The organism is Deltaproteobacteria bacterium, assembly GCA_015233135.1.
Taxonomy (GTDB): Bacteria; UBA10199; UBA10199; order JADFYH01; family JADFYH01; genus JADFYH01.
In genome coordinates this window covers 1-21,086 of sequence record JADFYH010000028.1, presented here as the reverse complement: position 1 = coordinate 21,086, position 21,086 = coordinate 1, and the positions used below count along the sequence as shown (strand labels likewise).

At 44.0% G+C, this 21,086-nt stretch carries 22 protein-coding genes and 1 riboswitch; of the genes, 8 read left to right on the top strand and 14 right to left on the bottom strand.

Features of this window, described 5'->3' with window-relative positions:
- Positions 1–10 precede the first annotated feature (10 nt).
- From HQM15_09345 to murG, 3 genes are read right to left on the bottom strand one after another with little or no spacing between them, the layout of a single operon-like run.
- A complete protein-coding gene (locus HQM15_09345) occupies positions 11–439 on the bottom strand; it encodes a PIN domain-containing protein (GenBank protein MBF0492972.1) in 429 nt (142 codons plus the stop codon).
- Positions 440–441: 2 nt separating this feature from the next.
- Positions 442–678, bottom strand: coding sequence for a hypothetical protein (locus HQM15_09340; protein MBF0492971.1), 237 nt, complete (start codon positions 676–678; stop codon positions 442–444).
- Between the two features lie 17 nt (positions 679–695).
- On the bottom strand, positions 696–1,784 hold the full coding sequence (murG, locus tag HQM15_09335) for an undecaprenyldiphospho-muramoylpentapeptide beta-N-acetylglucosaminyltransferase (GenBank protein MBF0492970.1): 1,089 nt from the start codon (positions 1,782–1,784) through the stop codon (positions 696–698).
- A gap of 192 nt (positions 1,785–1,976) precedes the next feature.
- On the opposite strand from murG, the gene HQM15_09330 reads away from it, so the two are divergent.
- Positions 1,977–2,363, top strand: a complete 387-nt coding sequence (locus HQM15_09330; GenBank protein ID MBF0492969.1) for a hypothetical protein — start codon at positions 1,977–1,979, stop codon at positions 2,361–2,363.
- Between the two features lie 12 nt (positions 2,364–2,375).
- On the opposite strand, the gene HQM15_09325 is transcribed toward HQM15_09330, so the two are convergent.
- Together HQM15_09325 and HQM15_09320 are read right to left on the bottom strand one after the other, a co-directional pair.
- Positions 2,376–3,434, bottom strand: coding sequence for an AI-2E family transporter (locus HQM15_09325; protein MBF0492968.1), 1,059 nt, complete (start codon positions 3,432–3,434; stop codon positions 2,376–2,378).
- Positions 3,431–4,306, bottom strand: a complete 876-nt coding sequence (locus HQM15_09320) for a hypothetical protein (GenBank protein ID MBF0492967.1) — start codon at positions 4,304–4,306, stop codon at positions 3,431–3,433. The genes HQM15_09325 and HQM15_09320 overlap by 4 nt, the downstream gene beginning before the upstream one ends.
- 109 nt (positions 4,307–4,415) lie before the next feature.
- On the opposite strand from HQM15_09320, the gene HQM15_09315 reads away from it, so the two are divergent.
- The 4 genes from HQM15_09315 (at position 4,416) to HQM15_09300 (ending at position 7,864) form a co-directional block, all read left to right on the top strand.
- Positions 4,416–4,745: a divalent-cation tolerance protein CutA gene (locus HQM15_09315; GenBank protein MBF0492966.1), complete on the top strand. Its 330-nt coding sequence runs from the start codon at positions 4,416–4,418 to the stop codon at positions 4,743–4,745.
- Positions 4,742–5,854 carry a phosphotransferase gene (locus HQM15_09310; GenBank protein ID MBF0492965.1) on the top strand — a complete coding sequence of 371 codons (1,113 nt, stop codon included), beginning with the start codon at positions 4,742–4,744 and terminating at the stop codon, positions 5,852–5,854. The genes HQM15_09315 and HQM15_09310 overlap by 4 nt, the downstream gene beginning before the upstream one ends.
- A gap of 250 nt (positions 5,855–6,104) precedes the next feature.
- Positions 6,105–7,124 carry a Fic family protein gene (locus tag HQM15_09305; GenBank protein MBF0492964.1) on the top strand — a complete coding sequence of 340 codons (1,020 nt, stop codon included), beginning with the start codon at positions 6,105–6,107 and terminating at the stop codon, positions 7,122–7,124.
- A 14-nt stretch (positions 7,125–7,138) separates the two neighbouring features.
- Positions 7,139–7,864, top strand: coding sequence for a nucleotidyltransferase family protein (locus HQM15_09300; GenBank protein ID MBF0492963.1), 726 nt, complete (start codon positions 7,139–7,141; stop codon positions 7,862–7,864).
- On the opposite strand, the gene HQM15_09295 is transcribed toward HQM15_09300, so the two are convergent.
- Positions 7,861–9,387, bottom strand: coding sequence for a diguanylate cyclase (locus tag HQM15_09295; protein MBF0492962.1), 1,527 nt, complete (start codon positions 9,385–9,387; stop codon positions 7,861–7,863). The genes HQM15_09300 and HQM15_09295 overlap by 4 nt on opposite strands.
- A gap of 96 nt (positions 9,388–9,483) precedes the next feature.
- Between HQM15_09295 and HQM15_09290 the strand changes: the two genes are divergently transcribed.
- The 3 genes from HQM15_09290 to HQM15_09280 all read left to right on the top strand — a co-directional run bounded on the left by HQM15_09290 (position 9,484) and on the right by HQM15_09280 (position 11,622).
- On the top strand, positions 9,484–10,278 hold the full coding sequence (locus HQM15_09290; protein MBF0492961.1) for a biotin--[acetyl-CoA-carboxylase] ligase: 795 nt from the start codon (positions 9,484–9,486) through the stop codon (positions 10,276–10,278).
- Between the two features lie 64 nt (positions 10,279–10,342).
- Positions 10,343–11,161 carry a type III pantothenate kinase gene (locus HQM15_09285; protein MBF0492960.1) on the top strand — a complete coding sequence of 273 codons (819 nt, stop codon included), beginning with the start codon at positions 10,343–10,345 and terminating at the stop codon, positions 11,159–11,161.
- Between the two features lie 155 nt (positions 11,162–11,316).
- Complete coding sequence (locus HQM15_09280; GenBank protein ID MBF0492959.1) at positions 11,317–11,622, top strand: DUF861 domain-containing protein; 306 nt, start codon at positions 11,317–11,319, stop codon at positions 11,620–11,622.
- Positions 11,623–11,625: 3 nt separating this feature from the next.
- Here the strand turns inward: HQM15_09280 and nadC are convergent, their stop codons facing one another.
- The 8 genes from nadC to HQM15_09240 all read right to left on the bottom strand — a co-directional run bounded on the left by nadC (position 11,626) and on the right by HQM15_09240 (position 20,536).
- Complete coding sequence (gene nadC, locus HQM15_09275) at positions 11,626–12,564, bottom strand: carboxylating nicotinate-nucleotide diphosphorylase (protein ID MBF0492958.1); 939 nt, start codon at positions 12,562–12,564, stop codon at positions 11,626–11,628.
- 176 nt (positions 12,565–12,740) lie between these two features.
- Positions 12,741–13,715 carry an iron ABC transporter permease gene (locus tag HQM15_09270; GenBank protein ID MBF0492957.1) on the bottom strand — a complete coding sequence of 325 codons (975 nt, stop codon included), beginning with the start codon at positions 13,713–13,715 and terminating at the stop codon, positions 12,741–12,743.
- A gap of 40 nt (positions 13,716–13,755) precedes the next feature.
- Positions 13,756–14,628: an ABC transporter substrate-binding protein gene (locus tag HQM15_09265; protein MBF0492956.1), complete on the bottom strand. Its 873-nt coding sequence runs from the start codon at positions 14,626–14,628 to the stop codon at positions 13,756–13,758.
- Entirely contained in the window at positions 14,549–15,286 is a 738-nt protein-coding gene (locus HQM15_09260) for a hypothetical protein (GenBank protein MBF0492955.1), read from the bottom strand. The genes HQM15_09265 and HQM15_09260 overlap by 80 nt, the downstream gene beginning before the upstream one ends.
- A 150-nt stretch (positions 15,287–15,436) precedes the next feature.
- Positions 15,437–16,756, bottom strand: coding sequence for a hypothetical protein (locus tag HQM15_09255; protein MBF0492954.1), 1,320 nt, complete (start codon positions 16,754–16,756; stop codon positions 15,437–15,439).
- A gap of 19 nt (positions 16,757–16,775) precedes the next feature.
- Positions 16,776–17,345 (bottom strand): hypothetical protein, encoded by a 570-nt coding sequence (locus tag HQM15_09250; GenBank protein ID MBF0492953.1) that lies wholly within the window; start codon positions 17,343–17,345, stop codon positions 16,776–16,778.
- Between the two features lie 12 nt (positions 17,346–17,357).
- Positions 17,358–18,581, bottom strand: coding sequence for a hypothetical protein (locus HQM15_09245; protein MBF0492952.1), 1,224 nt, complete (start codon positions 18,579–18,581; stop codon positions 17,358–17,360).
- Positions 18,578–20,536, bottom strand: a complete 1,959-nt coding sequence (locus HQM15_09240; GenBank protein MBF0492951.1) for a TonB-dependent receptor — start codon at positions 20,534–20,536, stop codon at positions 18,578–18,580. Before HQM15_09240 ends, HQM15_09245 begins: the two co-directional genes overlap by 4 nt.
- Before the next feature lie 43 nt (positions 20,537–20,579).
- A riboswitch (cobalamin riboswitch) is annotated at positions 20,580–20,889 on the bottom strand.
- Between the last annotated feature and the right edge of the window lie 197 nt (positions 20,890–21,086).

The following is a 21,086-nucleotide window of genomic DNA, read 5'->3' as shown; positions in this document are numbered from 1 at the left end:
TACCTTTACTTCACTCTTTGAGTAACGGTAAGTTTAACTCTACTGCCGCAGCTTCCTGGTGCCGATCCAAGGTAACAAAAGCCTTCAGTTCATAATTTTGCTGAAACCACAACGCTGTTCTCAAATGAATTAAATCTAATGTACGAGGGGTCTTCAGGGGAGGATACACACGATTCAAAGCCAAATCCAAACTCAAATCTTTTAGAACAAAAGATTCCACATCTTGATGAAGACGCTGTGAACAAGATTCATAAAAATTCGAACTCATGTCTTTTTCACGAGACATCAACACAAGATTTCTTTCTGCCTCGATAAACATTAAAACATTAGAACACAATTTCTTTTCTTGTAAAAAGTTGCGGATCAAGTCTGCCTTTTCTTCACCCAATAAAATCCCCAAGTAGGCAGAAGTGTCCAAGTAATAATATTCCTCTTCCAAAATCAACCCCTGTCTTCTTCAAGATATTTCAACCATTTTCCCCTGCTTAGGTTTTTTCCCACAGCCTTCAGAGAGACCCGCCCCACATCTTTCCCAATCGATAAACCATTTTCTACAACGGGAATCATTCGAATATAAGCATGATTGTACTTGGTGACTTCGATCATTTCACCCTGAGCTGCCAAATCAGTCCAATAAGCGAGGTTTTCTTTAAGCTCTTTAATGGCTACACTTTTCATGAGATGAGGGTACAACATTAGGTGCTTTTTTCAAGTATTTTTCTACACTCTTCCAAAATTTTTTCAGCCGCCTGTGGTTTTGCCAGCCTTTGAGCGGCCTCCGACATGCCTTGGATTTTCTCGGGGTGTTTCATCAACTCCAGAATTTCACTTGCCAAGCGCCCCCCGTTTAAATTCGGATTCAAAATCAATCGGGCGGCCCCTTTGTCCACCAATTCCATGGCATTGAAGCGCTGATGGTCATCTGTCGCGTAAGGATAAGGAATAAGGATGGAGGCCTTTCCCAGAATTTGAAGCTCACTCACGCTGCCGGCACCGGAACGGGAAATGACCAGATCGGCTTGGCTATAATACTCTTTCGGATTCTGGATAAACTCAAACACCTCGGCGGAGATCCCTTTTTGAGCATAGGCCTCTTTTACCTTTTCGAAATCCAACTTACCGGTTTGATGAATAATGCGGATTTGAGGAAGTTCAGAATTGGAATTTAAAATCACTGCCGCTTCCACCATGGCTTCGTTGACAGAATGGGCCCCTTGGGATCCGCCCAGGATGAGGAGAGTGAAGGACAGGAAGAGGGGAGAGGGGGAGAGGGGGAGAGGGGGCATCAAAAACGCCTTCCGTACCGGATTTCCCGTCAAAAGAGTCTTTGAGGGCGAAAAAAAATCTCTCGCCTGCTCAAAGGCAATGAATACCCGATGTACAAACTTTCCCAAAATTCGATTTGAAAAACCCGGCATGGAGTTCTGTTCGACAATCGCCGTTTTAATCCCCATAAATCGCGCCATTAGGATCACAGGACCGGAGGCGTAACCACCAATACCAATCACCAATTGGGGCCTTTCTTTGCGCAGTAGTTTATAAGATTGAAACAGTGACGCGGGGACCTCAAACAAGGCCTTGAGACGGGCCTTGAGGCCCTTCCCCTTGAGAGGCTTCACCTCGATTTTCTCCAAACGGTAACCCGCTCGAGGAACAATCTCGTTTTCGAGCCCATAAGAAGTACCGACAAACAGCACCTCATCTTCGGAAGTCAAACGCTCCGCCAAGGCAATGCCTGTAAATAAATGCCCACCGGTGCCACCACCGGCAAAGAGGATTTTCATAATTTATTCTCACGTGACAAGATTTTTTATTCTACCGTTTGTTTAGATTTGAATTAGAACATGTTAATTGCATAAGCTTGCCAAATGCGGCTATCGTATTTATTAGGCTCATGACGTCCTCGTAAGAACGATAATTAATAATTTTTACCACTCCACTCCGTAACCGTCCTTTGGGTGCAACCAGGCCAAGATATGTATTCTCCTCTTCTAAAATTCGCAAAAAAAATCTCCCCATTTTTTCTCATCATCCTGCTCTCCTGCGGATCAAGCACAACTTCAACTAATGCAGATCTCTCGAGTCCTGCTCCTATCCTCATTTCCTTTAGTCCAAATCCTGTTTCCATAGCCTCCACCCTTTCTATTCAGGGAGAGGGATTTAGCCCCCTCTTGAATGAAAATTTTCTGTCTATTGGAGCCTTTCTTATTTCGTCTAGCCATTATTCGGTTGTCAGTACGGCTCAGGGGAATTTGGAACAGCTGGACTTTGTCCTTCCTGCCGGACTCAGTGCAGGCACTTATTCGGCCTATCTCATGGTAAGGGAGAATCCGTCGAATAGCTTGGGTGTTGTAGTAGAGTAAAAAATCCGACGTCTAAGAATTCACCAGATAATCCTGCTTGTAAATTTTAAGTGCTGCCAGAAATACCGCAATGGCAATAGGCCCCAGTAAAATCCCCAGAGGCCCCACTAGGGCAACACCTCCCATAATGGAGAGAAAAAGCAGGGCAGGGTGTACGTGGTTTCCACTGCCCATAAAATAAGGCTTCAAAAAATTATCTACGCTCGAAATAATCAGGGCTCCATATCCCAACAAGACGAGGGCTGATTTTGTTTCCCCCAATAAAAATAAAACAAGCGTGGCCGGCACCCAAATGCCTGCCGCACCGATGATGGGAATAAAGGAAAAAAAGAAGGTGAGAATTCCCAAGACGATAAAACCTTTAATGCTTAAAAAATAAAAAATTCCGGCAGCAAGCAAGCCCTGCACCATGGCCGTCATAAAAAAACCATAGAGGACGGCATGAATCATCGTCTTGATTTCCTTGGCCAGGGCATGTTCATGGGCATCTTTTAAGGGAGAAAGTAAGACAAATTCCTGGTACAGACTTCGTCCTTCTACAAAAAGAAAAAACACGACCACCAACATCAGAAAGGCCTGGGCGATGAATGAAACGGTTTGCCCCAAGACACTGGGCGAGAATTGATAAGCTAAAAATGCCGCCTGTTTGATGGTGTTGGCCAAGGCCCCGCTTAAATTAATGCTGAGGTGAAAAGACTGCTCGATGCGCTGCAGATAATTCTGTAAATCCACATTAAAATTACCCAAAAGTTTGTAGATTTTCCCCGACTGAATAAATTCGATGGCAGGATCTACCACTCCCGACAACTGGGCCACCGCCAGGGAGGTCACAATGGCAGAAGGTAAAATGAGCACCCAGGTCATAATAAGCGTACTAAAAAAACTGGCCAGATAGGCCTTGCCTCTGAACTTTCTCAGAAAAAACTCATAAATGGGATAAAACAAGAGCACAAAAACCAGGCTGATCAAGAAAACCAGAAAGAAAGGTCTGAGGATATAAAAGACCAACACCAATAAAGAGATCAACAAAACCAGAAAGGCCCTCTTTTGAGATTGAAAAAGTGGGGTCATTGCCTGACCCCTCCCGAAGGAAGCACCATCTTCGATTCACTGGAGGGCATCTTAAAAGCAGACCATTTTTCCTGCAACTCCGCCTTCACTTTTTCTTTATTGGCAGCCTTGTAATACTGGTCGAAATCCTTCCAGGCCTGCTCTTCTTTGCCTAGAATCAGCTGATCCAGCGTGAGCTGCAGCACCTTGGCAATATCAAAACCCTCCTTGGTAATTTGGGCCTTTTGCAAGGCCGCGTCGTCTTCGTACACTTGGGGAAATTCCTGATCACTTTGCACATAAGACCCATTTTTTAAACTGAACACCCGAGGCGGGAAGGGTGAAACCGAATAAGGGATTTGTTTAAAATTGGTAAAGTCTGCGGAGCAACTGATAATTTCTGGAATTTTATCCCCGTTCAAATCTTTTACTTCAATTTTCTCTCCACAATCTTTTAGAGAAATCGTCCCCATTTTTTTTAAAATCTTTCCCAAAGAGAAAACATGATACTGATAGCAGCAATGAGAACCGCCGCTATAGCCCTTCAAGAGCAGATCTTCCTGACCATCTCCATCCAGATCCAAAATTTTATCGGAAGACCAGCCCTCCACATTTTCCTTGGGATCCGGCTCTAAAATCAGATCTTTCACTTCCTGCAAAAGCTTTCCCTCTTTGTTGAAAATTTTGGCGCTGCTGCTTTCGATTCCCAAAGGCAGTTTTGCATTTTCTTTCATCCAGATTTCAATGCGGTAATTAGGCAGCTCTTTCTTTTTGATGAGATGCCAGGTCGTAACAGGTTGCGAGGCAGGAACCGTTTGCGGACTTTCTGCCCGGGCATCGAGAGAACAAAGGAAGAAGCTGAAGAGTAAAACAAGAGGGAATATTTTTTTCATAAATTTTGTTTCAACCTATTCCCTCTCCTAAAGTAGGAGAGGGTTAGGGTGAGGTATAATTATATTTTTACGCTTGCAGTTAAAGTCAAATTAAAGTTTTCTTCAGGATATGCCGTCTCCAAATAATTTTGTCCTCTGCCTCAGCACCCACAACCAGCTCAAACCAGCCAAAAAAATTGCCGAAACGCTGGTAAAAGAAAAACTCGTCGCCTGCGTCAATTTAGTGCCTCAGCTTCTTTCGATCTATAATTGGAAAAGCAAATTGTGCAAGGACAAGGAAATTTTATTGGTGATGAAAACAAAAAAAAGTCTGGCAAAAAAACTGGAACAAAGGCTCTGCGAATTGCACAGCTACGAAGTGCCCGAGTTTATTGTATTACCGATAGCCGCTTGTTCCAAGGCTTATGGGCTTTGGATGAAAGAGAATACGCTGATATGAAAACACTGATTAAAACCCTCCTAGAAAAAACCTTCAAAACCCAAATCAGATCCTTCGAGCTTCAAAAACTCTGCGAGCATGCCTCGTATCGCGCCTACTATAGAGTCTCTTTCCAAATCCCCTCTCCCCTCGAGGGAGAGGGTGTCCGCAGGACGGGAGAGGGGCCAATCACTCTGATCCTCATGCAAATGCCCGCTGGAGCCTCTTCGGTCTCCGAAGAAATTACCAATTATCAGGGCAAAAAGGAGGAGCTTCCTTTCATCAACATTCAGCGCTATTTGAGTTCTCTGGGACTTCCCATCCCCAAAATTTATGCCTGGGATGAAGAAAACAAACTCATGCTTTTAGAAGATGTAGGCGATCAGCATCTGGAATTGTATCTGAAGGATGCCTCCCCTGAACTGCGGATTTCATTCTATAAACGGGCCATAGATTTATTGGTTGAGATGCAGAAGAAGACTTCTTTTTCCCCCTCTCCCCAACCCTCCCCCGCAAGGGGCGAGGGAGTAATCGCCTTTGCCCGAAACTTTGATGAAACCCTGCTCAACTGGGAATTCGATCATTTTCTGGAGTATGGCATTGAAGACCGCTTCAAAATTAAAATCCCGGAATCTGAAAAAAAAGTTTTCACAGAAATCACGCGTCAAATCTCAAAAGAAATTGCTGCCTCGCCTTACATTTTTGTGCATCGCGATTTCCAAAGTAGAAATTTGATGATGAAAGATTATCAGCTCTATATCCTGGATTTTCAGGATGCCCTGCTGGGCCCGCAGACTTATGATCTAGTGAGTTTGACGCGGGATTCTTATATTGAACTTTCCCCCGAAGCGGTTGAAAAGTTGATCGATTATTTTTTGGAGGCTCGCAAAAAGGCCGGTATTGAAATACAAAACACCCCTGCATTCAAAAAACTATTTTATCAAAATACCCTTCAGCGAAAACTGAAAGATACCGGACGTTTTCAATTCATCAATACTGTGAAAGGAAACCCGAGTTTCTTGGTCAGCGTGCCTTCTTCGCTACGCTACGTCAAACAAGCCTTTGAGAAGTTGCCGGAGTATGAAGAGTTAGGAAAATGGATTGCGGGATATGTGGGGGAGCTTCATTAGAAGATTTTCTCGATAAGTAAAATGTGATGAAAATATTCCGTCTTTTACAGCTTCGGAGGCATCATTCAAGCAAATCAGAACTTTTTCTAAAGTGTGCGAATGAGGGAGTTTAAAAAGTTGGGTTTTTCTTTCTACTTCTGCAATCACTTTTGTTCCCACGGGTTCTTTATTCGCATTGCTTTTTCGTAAACTTACTTAAACCCCTTGACATAAAACTTGACATAAACTGGACATAAATTATTCTAATTCAATGTATTCACCCCATTTTGATTTGAGTAGCCGCCTTTTAAATTTCATTACCCAGGCAACGGAACTCAAGACTTTGATTAACCAAAGCCTGATTAAAGTGCCTTGGCTTCCACAACTGCAAAATGAGACCACTATTAAACTGGCCCACTTTTCAACTGCAATTGAAGGAAATTTACTGACACTTCCTGAAGTTCAATCTTTGTCACAGGGAGAAGAAATATTTGCGGAGAAAAAGTCCAAACAAGAGGTTCTCAATTATTTATCTGCTCTTCGCTGGATTTGGACTCAAAAATCAAATGCGCTGATTCAAGAAACCACTCTCCTGAAGCTTCATAAAATAATTGCTCAAAGCTTGCTCAAGCCCGAACAGTGTGGAAAATACAAAACCGTTCAAAATCGAGTGGTCAATTCCCGTGGGCAAACGATTTACACTCCTCCTGCCCCTCAAGAAACTCAAGCTCTCGTGACTCAATTTTTATCCTGGTTGAATTCGAAAGCAGCCTATGAACTTCATCCGATCCTGAGCTCTGCCATCGCTCATCATCATTTGGTTTCTATCCATCCTTTTAGCGATGGAAACGGAAGAATTTCACGAGCCTTAGGAATATGGGTTCTTTATACGCGTGGATTTGACACGCATCATCTCCTTGCCTTGGACGAATATTTTGAAGCAGATCGGGCCCGCTACTACAACAAAATTCAACAGGCACGAGATATGGATAACGACTTGAGTTACTGGATAGAGTACGTCGCAGAAGGCGTAGTGCAAACCTTAAAAGCCACCCAACATCGCATTGTATCGCTTCAGGTAAGTGCAAAGGATCACACAATCACTTTAAATAAAAAACAGGAAGATTTGCTGAGGTTTATAAGAGACAAAGGCAAAGTACGATCACCTGAAATTGAAAGAGCCTTTGCTATTTCGCGGAGCCGCATCAGTCAAATTCTGCAACCGCTTATTGCGCAAGATTTGGTGATTCGCGAAGGATTTACACGGGCAACCTTTTATCGTTTAGCTTGAATTGAGATCAATTTATGAATTCACATTTCCCCCAAAAAGCCATGCTCCTCGCCGCAGGCCTGGGCGAGCGGCTGAGACCGCTTACCTTGACGACCCCCAAGCCCTTGATTGAAGTGGGGGAAAAAAGTCTGATTGAGTATAATCTGGATTTGCTGAAAAAGTTTGGCATTGGCGAAGTGGTCATCAACCTGTTTCATCTGGGCGAACAGATTGAAGCTCAATTGGGCAATGGATTAAAGTTCGATTTCAAAATCAGCTACTCGAAAGAAAAAATCCTGATGGGCACGGGTGGCGGATTGAAGCAGGCTGAGCAATATTTTGATTCTACTTTTGTCATGCTGAATGCGGATGTGTTGATCGATGCCGATTTGAAAGCCCTTTTTGAGCTGCATCAGAGGCATAACGCCTTGGCCACCTTGCTGGTTTCAGGAGTAGAAAGAGAAGATGTGAAACGGAAGGTGTATTTGGATGATGACGGAAAAATTGTTGCTATCAGTGAATTGGACCCCTCACACTCCCCTCTCCCTCAAGGGGAGAGGGGAAGAATTTTTACAGGACTACAAATTCTGGAACCCGAAATCTTTTCTTATCTTCCTGCAAATCATGTTTGCTCCATCATCGATGAGGCTTACCTCCCCGCTTTGGCGCAGGGCAAAACCCTCGCAGGACTAACTCATCCCGGTTATTTTCATGATGTGGGATCTTTTGACCGACTCGAAGAGGTGCGTCGGATTTTTTAGGACAAGATTCGCAGATGACCCACCGTTTTGGCATCCTGAAAAGCCACGACACGATTTCTCCCCTGCCCCTTTGCATCATAGAGTGCCATGTCGGCCTGATTGAGTAAGTCATCCATATTGGAAGCCGTTTGCGGGTAGTTGGAAACCCCAATGGAAATACTGATAGAGGAGATGATCGCCCCTTGGGTATCCAAAATGGGATGCTTTTCTACGTGGGCACGGAGTTTTTCGGCCACATGCTGCGCGTCTTCCAAGCTCGTGTGGGTCAAAATAATCGCAAATTCTTCACCTCCATAGCGAGCTACGGTGTCTACTTCGCGCACATGGCTGGAAAGCGTCTTGGCAATTTGAATGAGGGCCTGATCCCCTTGAAGATGCCCGTAACTATCATTGAACCTTTTGAAATGATCTGCATCGATCATGAGTAGAGAAACATTGCGTTGAAAACGCAGAGCGCGTTTCCATTCCTGGTTAAGCATTTGCTGAAAATGGCGACGGTTGAATATTTGAGTGAGCTCATCGGTGACAGACAACTCTTTGGTTTGGGTGAACAGCTTTGCGTTTTCAAGGGCAGAACCAATTTGTACGGCCAGAGAGACCAATAATTTTATCTCCATTTCACTGAAGGCCCTGGCGTGGGGACGTGTAAAGTTCATCACCCCATGCAATTTTTGATGCGATAAGATAGGCACGGATAAAAAAGACCCATGGTCGTTTTTTTCCCCTTTATAATGCAGGTAAAGACTGTCTTGTGAAGTGTCTTCGATATAAACCACCTGGCGTTGCTGAGCCACTTTGCCGCTAATACCTTCCCCCAGATCAAAAGAAAGATCCTTCACCCGTTCATTATCCTCAAAACCATAGGCCAACTTGACGACCAGTTTTTGTGTTTTCTCATCAAATTCCAATAAGGCAAATTCCTGAAAACCCAAAGTCTTCACCACTACATCGAGCAACACATTATAGAGTTCGTCTTTTTCGAGGGTGGAGGAAATGCTTTGAGAAACTTGATAGAGCAGGGACAAGTCTTGAAAACTGCGCGCCAGTTTTTGGTTGGTTTCTTCGATGATTTTGGACTTTTCCTCGAGGGCTTTTTTGTATTTCAACTCTTCCTGGGCCTGGATCAATTGCCGCTCGGTACGAATTTTTTTGGTATCCAACTCCCCAATACGGTGTAACATCTGGTTGAATTGATGCGCAAGATCGCCAATCTCATCCTCCGATTCATTCTGTACTCGCACATTCAAATCCCCTTTTTCGGCCTTACGAATGACGGAAAGTAACTTCCCCAAAGGCCGTTGGACGAAAATCATGGTAGAAATATAGATGGCCATCACCGAGACCAAGGCGAGTAGAATGACAGACACTGCTAAAATCTGAATCAGGTTGAATTTGGAGAAAAACTGAACCTCAATGACGGAGAGGGTAAAGATCAACAGGCCCGCCACAACAAACAAAACCACGGAAGTCAGGATCGCAATCTTCCAACCCAAATGTTCTTTGATGTCTCTTAATAAATGCATAAAAATAAGGCCCCATTAAAAAATGACTCGGTGCGCAATTGTAGAAGCCCCTCTTTTGACTTGTCAATAGCCATATGGCCGAATTAACCCAAGAACATGCCACCCCTCTTAAACGTCTCTGAAATTTTAAAGAATTCTTCTCCTCAGCTCCCCCCTTCCTTGAAAATTCTCATTCTGGATCAGATTGATTCCACAAATAGCGAGGCCCAGCGTCTGATTTCTGAAAAAAAAATGCCCCCCCCACTGGTGATTTTTGCAGAATCCCAAACCCAGGGAAGAGGCCGTCTGGATCGAAAATGGGAATCCCCTGCCTATCAGAATTTATACCTCAGTCTTGTGATTGAGTTGCCTTCTCAAAACTTGCTGGCCCAAAACACCCTTATTTGTGGCATTGCGCTACTGGAAAGCCTGCTTCCCCTTGTCCCTCAGGGACTTCAGCTAAAATGGCCCAATGATGTGTTGCTGAATAAAAAAAAAGTGGCAGGAATCCTGAGCGAACTGGTTTTAAATATTGGGCAGCCAGCAAAGTTGATTATCGGCGTAGGAATTAATGTGAATGCGGGGCCCAAAGATTTTTCGGAGACCCTTTCAAACAAGGCAACTTCGCTCAAAATTGAATTTTCCAAAGATTTTAACCGGGCCGAAATCGCAGGTCGTTTTCTAGCCTCTTTTTTCTCCGCCTTTGAGGAATATTTCCAAACAGGCTTTGCCCCTTTTAGAGAAAAGTGGGAGGGCTATGCCAAGCCCTGGGGCACTCGTGTATCAGTTGAGGAAGCTGAACTTCGCTATGAGGGGACTTACCTGGGACTGAACAAAGAAGGTTATTTAAGAGTACAAACGGCGACAGGAGAAAACTTAGTGATTGCAGGAGATGTGAATTGGGGGATTTGATTCACTGATGCAATAATTTTTTATATTCCCCCCTCTTGTGATCAGGAGGAGGAAAGGATACTGCATGCTTCTCACCTTAGACATCGGCAACACCAATATGGTTATTGGAGTTTTTCAATTGCCTGGAAAAACCAAAAATAGGCCGCAACGCGGACCAGAGGGGGCGACGCAAGCCACTCTAGTAGAACATTGGCGCCTGGAAACCAAAAAGGAACGTACCTCCGATGAATTTGGAATTCTCATCAAGGAACTTTTTCAATTCGCCAAGCTCAATTTTGAAGACATTACAGATGTGGTCATCTCCAGCGTCGTTCCTACCTTGGAATTTGCGATGGAACGCATGTGCGAACGTTATTTAAAAATAAAGCCGCTTTGGATTACCCCACAGATTAAAACTTCCATTAAAATCAAACTGGATAATCCAAAAGAAATTGGGGCAGACCGTATAGTGAATGCGGTCGCGGGTTTCAAAAAATATGGGGGCCCCCTCATTATTGTAGATTTCGGCACCGCCACCACCTTCGATTACATCAGCGCCAAAGGAGAATACTGCGGAGGAATGATTGCACCCGGTATTTCCATCTCCAATGAAGCCCTTTTTGAGAGAGCGGCCAAATTACCCCATGTAGAAATCAAAAAACCCAGCCGCGCGATTGGAAAAAACACCATCGAAAGCATGCAGGCGGGAATTTATTTTGGCTACATCGGTATGGTAGATGAAATTATTCGACGTATGATTGAAGAATCGAAAGAAAAGAAGGTGCAAGTGATTGCCACCGGGGGCTTTACCAGTCTGATCGTGCCCGAATCGAAACGCATCAAAAAAGTGGATCCCTTCCTCACCCTCGAAGGCATGCGTTTGATTTGGGAGAAAAATCGCTAACTTCTTTTTAAAAAATTCCCTTCACGAAATTGAAAAAATTTATATAATTATCTTTATCCAAAGTGGCTGTAAAAATTTATCCATTTTACTGACCCTCGATGGAGAACCCTTTAGGAGCAAACTCTTGAATAGGGTTGGTGGAAAGATAGAAAGCGATGGCAATAAAGTATTTACCTTGGAACAAGGCCGAGGAACCCACAACGGAATATATAAGTTCTGAACTCAGCAAAGAATATTTGGGAAAATCAGCTTTTCCCTGGCCGCGTCAGCATTATCACGGTCCCGCCAAAACCAACCACCAGGAATGTTTTTGGTTAGTAAGAGGGGAAATTACCTTTCAAAGTGGGGATACAAAAATAGAAATGAAGGCTGGAGACCGCGTGTTCTGCGAAAAAGGGTTATCCTATGCCATTCGAGTGAATTCTCCTGCAGGCTGTTTTCTTCTGGTTGGAAAAAGATGACCGCTAGCTGAATTTTTTAATAGCGAACACCATTTCGCGGTCCAATTTTATTTCCAAACTCAGATCCATGGCCTGGGCTGAATGAGTAAGCGCTCCAACAGAAATGAAATCCACTCCTGTTTGAGCAATGGCACGGACATTATTTAAATTCACAGATCCAGAGGCCTCAAGCTTAGGCCGGTTTTTAGGAGGAATTTTGTGATTGCGAAGTACCGCCAGATGCATATCTTCCAAAGACATATTGTCCAAAAGAATAATGTCTGGACCACAATCAATCGCCTCTTCAAACTGTTGCAAAGTGTCAACTTCCACTTCTATTTTTATCGATTTTTTCCCTCGATGTTTTCGAACCGCTTCAATCGCCTGAGAAAGAGATCCATAAAGCGCCAAATGATTATCTTTAATGAGATAGGCATCGTAGAGGCCAAAACGATGATTCGCCCCTCCGCCCACTTTCACTGCATATTTTTGTAGATTGCGCCAGCCTGGCAATGTTTTTCGGGTGTCTAAAATTTTTGCGCAAGTTCCTTTTACCGCCTGCACAAAACGCTGCGTAAGGGTTGCTACTCCTGATAAATGTTGTAAAAAATTAAGCGCTGTCCGCTCCGCCGTTAAAATAGAGGAGGCTTTTCCGGAGATTTCTAAAATACTTTGCCCTGCCTCGCAAAAAATTCCGTCTTTTTTAATTAAGCGAATTTTAAGCTGGGGGTCTACTTGCTTAAAAGTTTTTTTGGCTATCATTGCACCCGCTAAAACTAAATCTTGTTTGGCGATAATGCGGGCAGACACTCGAGGTGATTTTTTTGTAAAGAGAGCCTGAGTGGTAATATCATTTTTCCCGAGATCTTCTTGAAGAGCATTTTTTATTAAGATTTGATAAGGGATGCTCACCTTTCGATTCAATTTTGCCTTGGCTTCTGAAAGCGAAACAAACTTTCCCATAAATTCTTCCAAAACTATAACCTACTAACAACAAGTCGCAGTTTATCGGACAGCCCACCGGGGCTTACCCTACCGCCGGTTGTACTAGAGAGTCGCATTGTGTCAGTTTAATTGGCGACTCGTCAGTAGGTTTTTTATAATAGGGTATCAATAGCTCAAATTATCTTAGACTCCCCCTAACCCCTCGTTTCATGTCTTAACAAATAAAAAAACAAGGGTGCGCCAATCAGGGCGGTAAGCACTCCCACCGGAAGCTGAGTTTGAAAATTTTCTCCTGAAAAAGCAATCCGTGCAATAAAATCGGATAAGACTAAAAAGCTGGCTCCAAAAACTGCGGTGGAGGGAATCAGCAGGCGATGATCGGCACCCAGCCACAAACGGACGATGTGGGGTACGGCCAAACCTACAAAACCAATCAATCCACTCACTGAAACAATTGCCCCTACCATAAGCGAGGCGGCAAAAAAAACTCGGGTGCGTACCCTTTCAACCTCCACGCCCAACAGGCTTGCATTCTCTTCTCCCAATGTCAGGAGATTCAAGGAAGAGGCATCGTAAAAAATAATCCCCAAACCTAAAAAAACCAGAAAAGCGACCAAAGCCAAGCGGGAATATTCAATGGCTTCGAGCGAGCCCACCATCAAGAACCAGATGCGGTGCAGATCTTCCATAGAAACCAAGGCATTGATAAACAAGATAAGCGCAAAAGTGGTGGTATTAAAAAGCACGCCCACCAAAAGCAAGGTGTGGGGATTCAAACGGCCTTTCGTCTGAGCCAAGCTATAAATCAATAACATGGAGAGCAAGGCCGCCCCAAAGGCGAATAGCGAAACCCAAATAAAGGGTAAATGCAAACCCACTGCCAACACACTTCCCAAGGCCGCACCACCAGAAACACCAAGAATAAAAGGATCTGCCAGAGGATTACGCAGCAAGGCCTGAAAAGCAGCCCCTGAAACGGAAAGAGCAATGCCGACTAAAGCCCCCAGAAGAATTCGGGGAAGACGAAGTTGCAGGATGATTTCTTGATTAGAAGCTGAAAGAAAAGATTGGAATGAAAATTGGGACACACCCACACTCAAGGAAAGAAAAACGGAAAAGAAAAAAAATAAAATAAGAATACTTATTTTGAGTTTGAATTTTTGGAACATTAAAACTCTTTTTAATTCGGTTTTTTCCCCAATTGCACCCTTACCTAATCATCCTCGATATCCTCTCCACCGCCTCCGGAAAACGAGGTGACGCCCTGAGTTCTTCCATGTGAAAAAAATAAACACGATCATTTTTTACTGCTGGCACCCAAGGATATTGCCTCCACCAGGACAGCAAATCTTTTTCACTTTTTTGAGTTCCTTCCATTCCAATCGACAAATCGATGATCAGATCGGGTGAGCTTTTGACAAGCATTTCAAGAGAATAATTTGGATATTTGAGTTTGCTTTGGGCCGCCACATTTTCCAAACCTAAATAATGGGCAACGTCACCAAAAATATTATTAGATCCAGCAACAATCAGGGGTTGCTGTCCTACAACGAAAAGTACTTTCTTTTTTACTCCTAAATTTTTTGACGCAATATTGTTTAATTTATTTATTATTTCCTGCGTCAATTTTTCAGCGATTTCCTTTTTACCCAAGAGTAGACCCAAATTTAAAATACTTTCTAAGCTGTTATCCAAGGTGTCCCATTTGCTATTTTCGACGCGGTACCCTTTTTCGATAAGGAATTCTATTTCTCGGCGTGAACTATTTTCTTGTGAAGTTAAAATAAGATCGGGTTTTAGGGCGATGACTTTTTCCAAAGAAGGCTGAATATAATCGGAGACATGAGTGATTTTTTTTGCTTCAGGAGGAATGTCGCAATAACTGGTTACCCCCACCAACTTGTTTCCTAGGCCAAGAGCAAAAACCACTTCGGTAATATTGGGTTTGAGGGAGATGACGCGTTCAAAAGAAAAAAGGGGAAAAGAATAGAGAAAGATAAAACTATAAATGCTGAAATTGAGTACTCGGTACTTCTTTGAAAAAACCGGGGCGTGCACCCATTTCAGCCAACCAGCTTTCAAAAAGCTTTTCCAGGCCTTCCAAATATACCCCAATTCCTTGGAGTTCGGAATTATTGGAAGTTTTTTCAATGCTTTGTTTGAGCTTTGCCGCACGATTTTTAAGCCCTTCAATTTCTTTATATAAATGTCGCGACGAAAGTTTCTTGGAATATAAAGAATCCCGATCAATTAAAATTTGGTTAAACTTTGAAAACGTCTCTAACAGCATTAAATAAACATTAGAAGGTTCAATTGAACGAAGGGCCAGAGCAAAATATTCTTGGGCCTTTTGATGATCACTACGCTGGAAAAACACCTTGCCCATTAAAAATTGGGCCACCGAATTTCGCGGATGCCATTTGAGCAATACCTTTATATCCTGCTCGGCTTCTTCCAAACGCCCCAAACCTAATTTTGCCCAAGCATGCATCAATGTAACTCGTGAACTTTTTTCCAGGTTAGAAGCCCACTCCAACAACTTCAAGGCCCCCATAGCCTGACCCAGATGAAGAAGTTTTTCTCCAACGTCAGTCAGATAACGGGCAACATAGGGTTCACGGCACTCCTTATAAAATTCCAAGGCCTTTTTTTCTGGAGCTTCCGGTTTGGATAAACTAATCCCTCTCAAATTTTTAGGCAACAAACCCTTCAACACCTCAAAATCCGAAGATTTAGCCAACGGAATTTGAAGCTCAATGCATTTTTTAGCCCGCAACGAAAATAAAAAGATAGAGTTCAATGGCCAGACCTTTCGATCAGATAAAAATTACTGCTGTAATATTGGTCCGCTGTGCCACAGCTGGATCTTAAGGTCAAGCCCATGCAGAAATCAATAACTCCGAATCGCTGCCAAGGTCCCAGGATTCCCCGTCAAAACCCATAAATCAGGCCCTGTAAAATCTACACCTGGCCGCCCTTGACGCAGTGCCGCAGGTCCCACGCCCGTAATCCCTCCCGGGCTTCCAGCTGCACTTAAATCAACTGTTCGTTGTGTCAAAATAGGCATATTCGTTTGCGTTAAATCCAAGGTATAAACCGAGCTGCTATTACTGCTAAAGGCGAAGAGTTTGCTGTTATCATTGCTTATCAGAACCTCATCCATGAAATCGCTACCATTGTGAGAATCCGTTATGACGATGGGGTTAGAAAGACCCCGTTCCAAAGTTACATCTCCTTCAAGACTCAATTGTAAGAGATATCCCCCGGATGAACTTCCCAAATAAGCTTTTTTCCTATCCGAACTAACCGCCCAGGATCGAAAAGCAGGGGCCGTTAATCCCAGATCCAGGGAAGCCAAAATGTCTCCTGTAGCAAAATCGAGGACATCAATTCCCGCAGGAGTAACGGGGAGAGAGCTCCTCGCACTCAAGTCCAATCGGGTCAGTCCCGTACAAGTCACCAGCAAACGGCCGTCCCCCACTACCGTTAATCCGCTGGTATTAAAACCCGACTGCGCAGTGGATCCACAATGTGTAAACCAATGTTCATTACTGGAGCTAATAGCCACCGAATTTTCAGGATGATAATCATAAAAACGGACTAAACCTTGGGCGGCAGTGAGCGTCGGCGCATAATTTAAATTTGAGAAACTCACTGCAATGCGATTTCCAGAAACGGCTAAGCTCGCAGGAAAGGAAGGAATGAAAGTTCCACTCAAATCGGACATCGCAACACTGCTCGCATTTACCTGTCGTACAGGATCACTCAGGGTAATTGCTTCTGTCAGATCCACTTCCTGTTTTACGCTGCCCTCTTTGGGATCAAAATAAATGAGTTTATCCGAGGTGAGTAGAAAGGCATGCGTAGAATCCAGCACCACGAGATTATTGGGAATACCTGCCGAAACCAGAGTGGGTAATCCTCGAAATTGTGTTGAAATTTGCAACGGATTTTGGCTGAGGTTGACTGCAAAGACCAGAGCAGGGCTTCCACTGCTGCTAGTAATAAAAGCAATATCCTTCAGCGCTGGATCTCCCGAGACAATATCAATGTCTGCAGGATAATTGCTGGAAAGGGAAAGGGCCGCAGGAGTGTTGTTTTCATTCAAATTAGGTGCAGGGCTTGTTTGAAGGCCTCCGCCTCCACACGCAACAAGACAAGTAAAAATCAGACCTACAAACACATTTTTTGTTTTTTGAAGATTAAACATAAGGCTCCTTTAATTTTATCTAATGAACTACTACGCGAATTCTAGAAACTTGAATTTGTCGAATCCGTCCTAATGAATCGTAATCTGTTTGAATAGAGGCAGGGGGAGAGATTGGAGGACTCTGTTCTCTCACAAAACCTCCTAATGAAAATTGCAAACCTACTTCTACCACAAAAGCCGGGGAAATTGAATCTTGAGTAAACCATTGAACACCCAACTGAGCACAAAAGCCCGCAGCAAATTGAATAGAAGAAGAATAAATAGAACTTACACAAGCTTCAAGACTACTCGAGATATAACTTCGACCTGGAAGCTGAGAGCCTCTCTCGTCTAAATTGAAGGCACTCATCGCACGCAAATCAACTTGAGTGCTATTGTCTAAAAAAAAGCGAGGACCCATAGACACAAAAGCTTGAGTATGGTTTCCTGAACCCGTTTTGAAGTTGGAATCTGCCCCTGCTGCAAAATACCAGCGAGTGGAAATACGCTGTGCATATTGAGCTCGATATAATGCTTCAACCTGAGGCTGTACTTGATAAACGCTTTGCAGGCTAAGTTCATAATTGGAAAGCCGCAGAGAAGTATCCATAAAAACTCCTTATTATTGATGAACAATAGAAATTGCATCCAAATCAAAACCCGAACCACCTACCGTATCCAGATCTCGAATTCGAATGTATTGAATCCAATCTAAACCTAAATCTTGCAGATCAAAGCCATCCCCTCCTGAAACTCGATAATCCGTAGGTAATATCGTGTTGGTATCCGCATTGGCAAAAACGGGATGCGCTCCTGCACAGCCGGGGTAGAGCATACTTCGATTCGCGGAATCACAAGGAAATGGAATAAAGTCGCTGCCATTTTGACTCACTGCCACTTCCCCTAACTCGGCAAATAGAAGCCCCATAGGATTGCCACCGGCAAAAAATGGATTTTCAAATACGATAAAATCAACACCCTCTCCATTTAAGATCGGTGTGGCCGAGCGAAGGATAATTTCTCCTCTTACACCCAGAGAGAGGACATCCGTAGAACCACAAGAAAGTCCACAGCCTCGAGGAGGACCCAAAACCCGAGCACGGTTTTCAGTCGTGTCCGTACTCCCTCCCGGGCCAGGAGTAAAGCTAATGACTTCATCGATAAAGGGATCTGAGGGAAGAGAGGCTGGACGTGATGGTGTCGCTGGGGGAGGCGGAGGAGAAAGTCCACAAACATTGGGAACAGAGGCCCCTCCACAAGTTTCTCCAGGATTACTACAAACTCCACACTGCAAAGTTCCTCCACAGCCATCTGAAATTTCCCCACAGTTTTTGGCTTCGTGCTCACAGGTGGTCGCTACACAGACTGGGGCAGGAGAGCTTTCAGGCGTTGGAGGAGTTGAACCACTGGCTGGAGTTGAGGAAGCTGGCGCTTCAGCTGGACTAGGCGGAGATTCCAAAACTTCCACCGCCACATAATCGCTTTGATTTGCGGACAAAGCCGCAATGTAGAATCGACCCGGGGCCCTTAACCTCAATCTGCCCGGGCTGACAAAGTATCCTGCAAAGGGATCCATCGTTACCCAATAAATGTCCCCACTAGCACCCAGAACTGATAGGGGAATTTCCTCACCGACATGCGCCCCTAATAAATTCTGTAAAGGCAGGCTTTGGCCTTCTCTTACAATCTGAAAAGAATTGGGGTTTGCACTACTCGATGCAACCGCAGGACTAGACAACTGAGCTGAAGGGTCTACAGGACTTGCATTCTGGGTTTCAGATCCGCAGCCAAAAAAGCCTAAGACCAGGCAGCAAATAAAAAGGGTTCGAGATGGTTTTTTCATCATATTTTAGCCCCCACACTTAAGAAAAACGAGCGCCCCGGAAGGGGAAAGCCCCGCGAATCGAGTAATTGAACATTGCTGACATTTTTGACATCAAAGTTGAAAGAAAGGTGTTTTTTAAACAGAAGAGAGACCCCCAAATCGAGTTGCGAGCGGGACTTGATAAAAGTGCTGTTTTGAAAATCGATGGGTAATTGGTCAATATATTGTAAGGAGACATAGAGGGCTGCCCAAGAATTTTTGAGCGTTAGCTTGCCATTGGCTTTATGTTTGGCACGACCTGGAAGTTGCTTCCCAGAATCTTGAAGACTGGCTTTTAAAAAAGTGTAGTTTCCCTCTACATCCACATGGGAACCTAGATGAACAAAGGAATTCCATTCAAAACCTTGGGTATGTACCTGTTGGGTGTTGAGGGGGGCAATGGTAAAGGCAGAGATGGGAACGAATACAATGGAATTATCAATCCAATTTTTAAAATAGCTGAATTGATGTCTGAATTGATGTGGGCCTAAATGATGTTCCAACACGAATCCCACATCCATATTCACGGATTTTTCTGGAGCTAACTCCGGATTTCCACGAATGATGCCCTGATTGGGAAAATAGAGTTCATTAAAATTGGGGTAACGAAAGGCCTGATCAACATTTGTTTTAAAGACCAACCAGGAGAGAGCTTTGTAGATTAAACCCAAATGCCCTGCAAAACGGGACGCAAAATCCGTGGTATTTTCAAAACGAAGAGAAGGCTGAACACTGAGCCTTTGCGAGAAAAAAGAGAGTTCATCTCCTAAATAAAAGGCATGGGTAAAGCGATGATGTTCTTCTTCGAGGGAAGTGATAGAATCTTCGCTGCGAAGCCAGTCAAGGCGCGGCTCATAGAAAAATGAGATTTTATGGTCAACAATTCCACTGCGACCCTGGTATCGCAGCGCTAACTTGGATCCAAAAGATTGATTTTTATATTGGGTGTCGATGGGTGGACCTAAACCAGGACTCGCATCTTCAAAATGGCTTTGATCCAGACGATAATAAGGTTGAACTTCTAATTCTAAATTCTTAAACCCTAAATCGTGAACTAACAACTGTGCACTGCTTAAATTTTTAAGCAGCTGTTCTTTTGCTTCTGCAGGATTCACCGGCGTTAGTAGAATAAACTCTTCCTCGGTGGGAGGCACATGACGCCTTGACCCCATCCAATCGCTAAGAAGTCGCAGCTCCCATTTTTCAGAAGGAAAAATCTCCCATTTTAGCAAACCATTCTCGCTAAAAAATTGATTGTTTTCTCGGGTATATTTTTCGCCTCCTCCTAAAGTCACTCCTCCAATTTCAGTAGGAGTAGAACGGAAAGTAAAATCCCCCTCGCTTTGGAGATGGCTATGACTCAAATAAAGTGCGGACTTTGAAAAGCGATGGGAAAAACTGTTTTGAATTTGCAGGGTATTAAAAGATGCTCCTCCTAACGAAAATTCATAACTTTGTTTTTTTGCCGAAGCCCGCTTGGTCTTAATTTGAATGACCCCACCCATGGCATCGGAACCAAACTCTGAGGAAGCGCCCCCTTTAATAATTTCAATATGATCGATTTGATCGAGAGGCAGACTCGAAAAATCCACCGCGCCGCCCTGGGCCGTATTAATTTTGACCCCATCCACGAACACGCTCACTTGTTCGGCACTGCTCCCGCGAATGGAGATGGTGGACAAATGGCCCAGTCCCCCAAATTGATTTACTTGAACCCCACTTTGTTCAGACAATAATTCGGGCAGGCTTTTGACTTGGGTGTCAAAGGCTTTGGGCTGAATGACGCTTACAAACGCAGAAGGCCTTTCAGAAGATTCCGGAGGAGCATCCGCCGAAACTTGAATTTCTCCCAACTGAGCTTGAGCAACAAGCAAGCAAGGAGTAAAAAAAGAAAAAATTGTAGAGGCCGCAAAAGCAGCAAGAAGGAGATGTTTCATGACGGCACTACTCTTTCCTCGAAGAGTCCCCGATTACATCGGGGGGTGCAAAATTCCAGAATTTAGGTCTCCTGACTTAAGGCGTTTCGCTTACCCTTGCCTTCCCATCCCTCGTACCTAACTACATAATTTCCCTTATGCTTCGTTGCTCACTCAGTCGCAATCCTCATGTACCTTAGGGTACACTCCGGTTGCTCCTTCATGAGCGCCTCGCCTAAAGAAAATTCTGTAATTAGGTTTCTAGCGGGACAGTGACTTAAACGAGTAGAGCTAAAACCTATCACAGTGGCGGGACCGTCGCCGATTTTCACGGCATTCCCTTAAACTCTGAAAAATACTTAATTAATAATTCGGACAACTTGTTAGGCCGCCTAGACAATTTCCTTGGGCCTTGTCAATCGATAAGCCTAAAAAATAGGGGATATGCGAAATCGCAAGACAGGGACCCAGTGATCCGCAAGGATAGGGACCCACTCGGAGCGTAGCGACGGATCTTATTTTTTCTTTTTATAGGTGGGTCCCTATCGATGCAATTTGTTTTTTTCTGGGC